The 6,652-nt window shown below is 73.4% G+C and carries 5 protein-coding genes; 2 read left to right on the top strand and 3 right to left on the bottom strand.

The window, feature by feature from the left end; all coding sequences use genetic code 11:
• The 3 genes from ABZ885_RS32855 to ABZ885_RS32845 all read right to left on the bottom strand — a co-directional run.
• The coding region (locus ABZ885_RS32855) for a hypothetical protein (RefSeq protein WP_360196829.1) at positions 1-322 on the bottom strand (322 nt) is incomplete at its 3' end.
• Between the two features lie 351 nt (positions 323-673).
• Positions 674-1,804, bottom strand: coding sequence for an ATP-binding protein (locus ABZ885_RS32850; protein WP_360196826.1), 1,131 nt, complete (start codon positions 1,802-1,804; stop codon positions 674-676).
• 110 nt (positions 1,805-1,914) lie between these two features.
• A complete protein-coding gene (locus ABZ885_RS32845) occupies positions 1,915-2,649 on the bottom strand; it encodes a response regulator transcription factor (RefSeq protein ID WP_360196823.1) in 735 nt (244 codons plus the stop codon).
• Positions 2,650-3,210: 561 nt separating this feature from the next.
• Here ABZ885_RS32845 and ABZ885_RS32840 point away from each other — a divergent pair.
• Both ABZ885_RS32840 and lon read left to right on the top strand, forming a co-directional pair.
• The gene (locus ABZ885_RS32840) at positions 3,211-4,071 is read left to right on the top strand and encodes a rhomboid-like protein (RefSeq protein WP_360196820.1); all 861 of its coding nucleotides are present in this window, start codon (positions 3,211-3,213) and stop codon (positions 4,069-4,071) included.
• A 133-nt stretch (positions 4,072-4,204) separates the two neighbouring features.
• A complete protein-coding gene (lon, locus tag ABZ885_RS32835) occupies positions 4,205-6,595 on the top strand; it encodes an endopeptidase La (protein ID WP_360196817.1) in 2,391 nt (796 codons plus the stop codon).
• The last annotated feature ends 57 nt before the right edge of the window (positions 6,596-6,652 follow it).

Raw genomic sequence — 6,652 nt, 5'->3', positions numbered from 1 at the left:
GCGGGGCCGGGGCGGCGGGGGCAGCCGGAGCCGCGGGGGCCGGCGCGGGCGCGGCCGGGGCGGCGGGGGCTGCGGCCGGAACGGCAGCGGCGGGCGCGGGGGCGGCAACGGGGGTCGGCGTGGGGCCGACCTGGGTCGCGGCCTGGGTCACTGAAGTCACCTCGGTACCGGGCTTGTAGTCGGCGAAAAAGTCCCACCAGGCTCGGTCGACCGAGTTCGGGTCCTGGAGGTACTGCTGGTAGATCTCGTCGACGAGCCACTCATTGGGGCCGAAGCCAGTGGAGCTAGCCGAGCTGTTCGGGGGTTCTTGGGACTGCGACACGGCGGCAACCGCCCTCTTCCGCTTCCTTTTGGGATGTTTGGACAGCGGGGATTAAGGCTACGCCCCTGACCAGTGATCGCGCAGTCCCCAGGGCTCAGGCGTCGCCCAGATCACAGTCCTGACCTGCAGTTTGGCTGAAAATGTGCGTTAGAAAGTCGCTGGGGAAGGGAACCGATCGCGCCTGATCGAGTCCCATACCCGGGCAAAAACGGACAAAACCTCTTGCCGAGATCCGTATACGTCTGTGTCGCTTCTGTGACATACGGGCGGAGCTCGTTCGACTGCGACTGTGACTGCGACCGCGACCGCGGCTGCGCCCGGTGCCGTCGTCGCCGGCACCGGGCGGCGCGCTCAGCGCGGGCCGGGCAGCCGGACCTCGATCCGGCAGCCGCGGGCGGCCTCGGCGACCGCGATCCGTCCGCCGTGCAGGTCCACCGCCCAGCGGGCGATGGCCAGCCCCAGGCCGGTGCCGCCGTCGGCGCCGGGCCCCTGGGCGGTGGCGGTGCCGCTGCGGCTGAACCGCTCGAAGACCCGGCTGCGGTCGGCCGGCGGGATGCCGGGACCCTCGTCCTCGACCTCCAGCAGCAGTGCGCCCGGTCCTTCCCCGGGCCGGGCGCGGACCGTCACGGTGCCGCCGGGCGGGGAGTGCTTGCAGGCGTTGTCGACCAGGTTGGCGACCACCTGGTGGAGCCGTTCCGGGTCCGCCACGCCGGTCAGGCCGGCCGGGCTGACCTCCAGGGCCAGCCGGACGTCCCCGCGCCGGGAGAACGCCCCGCCGGCCGTCGCGCCGTCCACGGTCACCCCGCGCAGCACGCCGTCCAGGAACTCGCGCACCTCGAAGGGGCGGGCGTCCAGGTCGACCACGCCGTCGTCGATCTTGGAGAGGTCGAGCAGGTGGGTGACCAGCCGGCCCAGCCGCTCGGTCTGTTCCAGTGCCGCACCCAGGGTCGCCGGGTTCGGCTGGACCACACCGTCGACCACGTTCTCCAGCACGGCGCGCAGCGCGGCGATGGGCGTGCGCAGCTCGTGCGAGACGTTGGCGACCAGCTCGCGGCGGTGCCGGTCGGCGGCCTCCAGATCGGCCGCCATCTGGTTGAAGGTGGCCGCCAGCTCGCCGATCTCGTCGCGCGAGTTCACCTCGACCCGGCGGCTGTAGTCGCCGGAGGCCATCGCGCGGGCGGCGGCGGTCATGTCGCGCAGCGGGGCGGTCAGCCCGTGCGCGAGGAACTGCATGAAGAGCAGCGAGGCGATCATGGAGAACACCATGATGATCCGGATCTGCGTCTCGGACCGGATCGCCACCACGACCATGCCGGTGGCCAGGAAGACCGAGACGATCACCAGGAGGGCGAGCTTGCCCTTGATCGAGCGGACCGGGTCGAGCGGCCGGATGTCGGCCCAGACCCGGCGGGCGGCGCGGGCGGCCAGCGTGGGCCGCCGGGTGCCTTCGGCGTCCCCGTTGCGTTGCTGTGGAAAGGTCATTGCTCCCCTGAGATCCCCCGCGTGCTGTGGTCCCCGCGCGGTGGTCCCCGCGGGGTGGGCACGGCGGTTCGGGACACGGGCCCCCCGGAGGCCCGTCGCCCGAGGCGCCGCTAGGAGAGCGGGGCCTCCAGTGCGTAGCCGACGCCGTGCACGGTGCGGATCCAGCTGGCGCCGATCTTCCGCCGCAGTGCCTTGACGTGGCTGTCGACGGTGCGGGTGCCGGACGCGTCCGTCCAGTCCCAGACCTCGGCCAGCAGCTGCTCGCGGGTGAGGACCGCGCGCGGCTGGGCGGCCAGGCAGGCGAGCAGGTCGAACTCGGTCGGCGTCAGGTGGACGTCGCCCGAGGCCAGCCGGACCCGGCGCTGCACGTGGTCGATCTCCAGCTCGCCGAAGCGCAGCGAGCCGAGCGCGGGCGTGCGGGCGGCCTGCTGGGCGCGCTCGACGCGGCGCAGCAGCACGTTGACCCGGGCCGCCAGCTCGCGCATGGAGAAGGGCTTGGTCATGTAGTCGTCGGCGCCGACGCCGAGGCCGACCAGCAGGTCCGTCTCGTCGTCGCGCGCGGTCAGCATCAGCACCGGCACCGGGCGCTGTGCCTGGATCCGGCGGCACACCTCGAGGCCGTCGAAGCCGGGCAGCATGATGTCGAGCACGACCAGGTCGGGCTGCCAGGTGTGGAAGCCGTCGACGGCGCCCGGGCCGTCGTGGGCCACGGCGACCTTGAAGCCCTCCGCGCCCAGACGGGCGGCGATCGACTCGGCGATCGTGGGCTCGTCCTCCACCACCAGCACTCTGCGCTGGCTGCTCACCGCGCCGCTGTTCTGGTTGTCCTGCTGAATTTCTGTCACGGTCACGCCACCGCCCCCAGGGCTGCGGGCCGGCCACCTGTGGGGATGGCAGGGGCTCCGCTCGTAGTCTTGTTCCGTCGTGGACTGTGCCGGGTCCGCCGTCCCGTCGTGCGTGCGTGAGCCGGAGGGCAGGTGTGGACCGCCCACGGTTCACGCACATGTCGCAGCGTACGGACCGCGGGTGCTTTCCGGCAGGTGGACCGGACAATTCCGGCCCGTGGGCCGCTTGTCGGGCCGCCCTCCGGCCCACTCACGAGTGGGCACGGGCCGATACCTTACCCGGCGATTTTTCACTCCGTAACGGTACGTATGCGCTCCAGTTGGTGCGGAGCCGCCGGTCAGAGGGGCTACTCGTGCGTAAGCGGAGGGTAGGTACGGACCAAAGCCGGGAGTTCCGGTGTCCTGGCGTTCACCGGTCTTCACGGGGATTTCCCAGCAGACTCCCAGGAGCCCGACGTACCGTGGTCACGACAAGAATCACGGGGGTGGGAATTCCGGCGCGCGCCGGTACCTTGGGCACCGGACAACAGCCGGTTGCTGCGGGTCTGGAGCGGAGGCGGCATGGCGGGGCTGCGGACGGGTTCCGGGCGGGACGGGCCGCGGCCCGGCGCCGGCCCCGGTCCGCGTCCGGCCCCCGGTGCCGGACCCCCGTACGGGCTGCTGCGGTACGGCCTGCGGGCCGCGGTGGTCGACTGGCTGCTGGCCCGGGTGCCGACACCCCGGCGCAACCCCTTCGCGCTCGGCTACCTCGCGGTGGTCTGCGCCACCACCACGTTCGCCAAGCTGGCCGACCCCGGGCTGGTGCTGCGCCTCCAGGAGGCGTCCAGCTCGGACGGGCACAACCTGTTGCACCACCCGCTGCGTGCGCTGCTGTTCAGCGGCTTCTGGGTGGCCGGGACGATCTGGATGCCGTACCTCTGGGCCTTCGCCTTCACCGTCGCCCCGCTGGAGCGCCGGGTCGGGGCGGGCCGGGCGGCGGCGGTCTTCGCGGCCGGGCACATCGGTGCCACGGTGCTCTCCCAGTCGGTCGTCATCCTCTGCGTGGAGACCGGGCGGCTGGAGTCCGAGGCGATGGACCACCTGGACATCGGCGTCAGCTACGGCGTGCTGGCCAGCCTCGGCGCGCTGGCCGGGCTGCTCCCGTGGCGCGGCCGGCTGCTGGCGCTCGGCGGGGCGGGGGCGCTGCTGGCCGACCAGTACGCCACCGACCAGGACCTGGTCACCGGCATCGGCCACCCGGTGGCCCTGCTGGCCGGGGTGGCGCTCTGGCGCTGGCTGCGGGGCGGGCCGGACCGCCGGTCGCGCCGTCGCGAGCCGGCGTCGCCGTCCCCTTCCTCCTCCCCTTCCTCCTCCCCTTCCTCCTCCCCTTCCTCCGCACCGGCGTCCGCCTCCGGCGGGGCGGCCGTGCTCGACCGGATGTGACCTTCCCGGGGCGTTTTTGACAGGCCCGTCTGCGGCCCTCCGTGTTCGCTCATGGCGAACAGATCCCGGGGAACATCCGGCGCTCGCGAAACCTTAGTCAGGGCAACTCAACTTCACTGACTGGGGAGAGATCATGGCATCGACGTCCACACCGCTCACCCTGCCCGTGCTGCCGCTCGACGACGAGGTCGTGCTCCCGGGCATGGTCGTCCCGCTGGACCTGAAGGACACCGAGGTGCGGGCCGCGGTCGAGGCCGCGCGCGCCGCGGCCGGCGCCGGCAAGCCCCAGGTCCTGCTGGTCCCGCGGGTGGACGGCTCGTACGCGGCGGTCGGCACCCTCGCCACCGTCGAGCAGGTCGGCCGGCTGGCCGACGGCGACCCGGCCGCGCTGGTCCGCGCCGTGCGCCGGGTCCGGATCGGCGTCGGCACCACCGGGCCCGGCGCCGCCCTCTGGGTGGAGACCACGCCGTTCCGGGAGTCCCCGGCCGGCACCCCGGTGGCCGGGCGGGCCGCCGAGCTGGTCAAGGAGTACAAGACGCTCTCCACCCAGTGGCTGCGCAAGCGCGGCGCCTGGCAGATCGTCGACCGGGTGGCCCAGATCGAGGGCGTCGGCGAGCTGGCGGACAACATCGGCTACGCGCCCTTCGCCACCGCGGAGCAGAAGCTCAAGGTGCTGCTGGAGGCCGACCAGGTGGCCCGGCTGGAGTACGCCCTCGGCCTGCTGCGCGACCACCTCGCCGAGGAGGAGGTCAACGACACCATCCGCAAGGACGTCGAGGAGGGCGTGGCCAAGCAGCAGAAGGAGTTCCTGCTCCGCCGCCAGCTGGAGGCCGTCCGCAAGGAGCTGGCCGAGCTGAACGGCGACCCGGCCGACGAGGAGGGCGACTACCGCGCCCGGGTCGAGGCCGCCGACCTGCCGGAGAAGGTCCGCGAGGCCGCGCTGAAGGAGGTCGACAAGCTGGAGCGCGCCTCCGACCAGTCGCCCGAGGGCTCCTGGATCCGGACCTGGCTGGACACCGTCCTGGAGCTGCCCTGGAACGAGCGGACCGAGGACGCCTACGACATCGCCGGCGCCCGCGCGGTGCTGGACGCCGACCACGCCGGCCTGGCCGACGTGAAGGACCGCATCGTCGAGTACCTCGCGGTGCGCAAGCGCCGGGCCGAGCAGGGGCTCGGACTGGTCGGCGGCCGCCGGGGCGGCGCGGTGCTCGCGCTGGTCGGCCCGCCCGGCGTCGGCAAGACCTCGCTCGGCGAGTCGGTGGCCCGCGCCATGGGCCGCACCTTCGTCCGGGTCGCGCTCGGCGGCGTCCGGGACGAGGCGGAGATCCGCGGCCACCGGCGCACCTACGTCGGTGCGCTGCCCGGCCGGCTGGTCCGGGCGATCAAGGAGGCCGGCTCGATGAACCCGGTCGTCCTGCTGGACGAGATCGACAAGGTGGGCTCCGACTACCGGGGCGACCCGGCGGCCGCCCTGCTGGAGGTGCTCGACCCGGCGCAGAACCACACCTTCCGGGACCACTACCTGGAGGTCGAGCTCGACCTCTCCGACGTGGTCTTCCTGGCGACCGCCAACGTGCTGGAGGCCATCCCCGAGCCGCTGCTCGACCGGATGGAGCTGGTCCGGCTCGACGGCTACACCGAGGACGAGAAGGTCGTCATCGCCCGCGACCACCTGCTCCCGCGCCAGCTGGAGAAGGCGGGCCTGAAGGACGGCGAGGCCGTGGTCGACGAGGAGGCGCTGCGCAGGCTGGCCGGCGAGTACACCCGCGAGGCCGGCGTCCGGAACCTCGAACGCTCGATCGCCCGGGTGCTGCGCAAGGTCGCCGCCCAGGCCGAGCTCGGCGAGCGCGAGCTGCCCGCGGAGATCGGTGCCGGCGAGCTGCGGGCCCTGATCGGCCGGCCGCACCACGTCCCCGAGGCGGCCCAGGAGCCGGCCGAGCGGCGCACCGCCGTTCCCGGGGTGGCGACCGGCCTGGCGGTGACGGGCGCCGGCGGCGACGTCCTCTACATCGAGGCCTCGCTCGCCGACGCGGAGACCGGCGGGACCGGGCTCACCCTGACCGGCCAGCTGGGCGACGTGATGAAGGAGTCCGCGCACATCGCGCTCTCCTTCCTCCGCTCGCGCGGCGCCGAGCTGGAGCTGCCGGTCACCTCGCTGCGGGACCGCGGCGTGCACCTGCACGTCCCCGCGGGGGCCGTCCCCAAGGACGGGCCGAGCGCCGGCATCACCATGACCACGGCGCTGGCCTCGCTGCTCTCCGGCCGCAAGGTGCGGACGGACGTGGCGATGACCGGGGAGGTGTCGCTGACCGGGCGGGTGCTGCCGATCGGCGGGGTGAAGCAGAAGCTGCTCGCCGCCGACCGCGCCGGGGTCACCGCGGTGATCATCCCCAAGCGGAACGAGGCCGACCTGGACGACGTCCCGGCCGAGGTGCTGGAGCGGCTCACCGTCCACCCGGTCTCGGACGTCCGGGAGGTGCTGAAGCTGGCCCTGGAGCCGGCCGAGGTGCTGGTCGCCGCCTGACCGCGGGCCATCCGGAGGGGTGCGGCACAGCTTCGGGCCGACGCTGAAGTGGAACCA

Source organism: Kitasatospora sp. NPDC047058, assembly GCF_040643935.1.
In the GTDB taxonomy this organism is placed as follows: Bacteria; Actinomycetota; Actinomycetes; order Streptomycetales; family Streptomycetaceae; genus Kitasatospora.
Note: the sequence above shows the minus strand (reverse complement) of the source record. Positions and strands in the feature narration are given on the sequence as shown.

Coding starts and splice junctions, on each gene's coding strand:
- lon (WP_360196817.1), top strand. CDS start 4,205: ATGGCATCGACGTCCACACCGCTCACCCTGCCCGTGCTGCCGCTCGAC.
- ABZ885_RS32850 (WP_360196826.1), bottom strand. CDS start 1,804: ATGACCTTTCCACAGCAACGCAACGGGGACGCCGAAGGCACCCGGCGG.
- ABZ885_RS32840 (WP_360196820.1), top strand. CDS start 3,211: ATGGCGGGGCTGCGGACGGGTTCCGGGCGGGACGGGCCGCGGCCCGGC.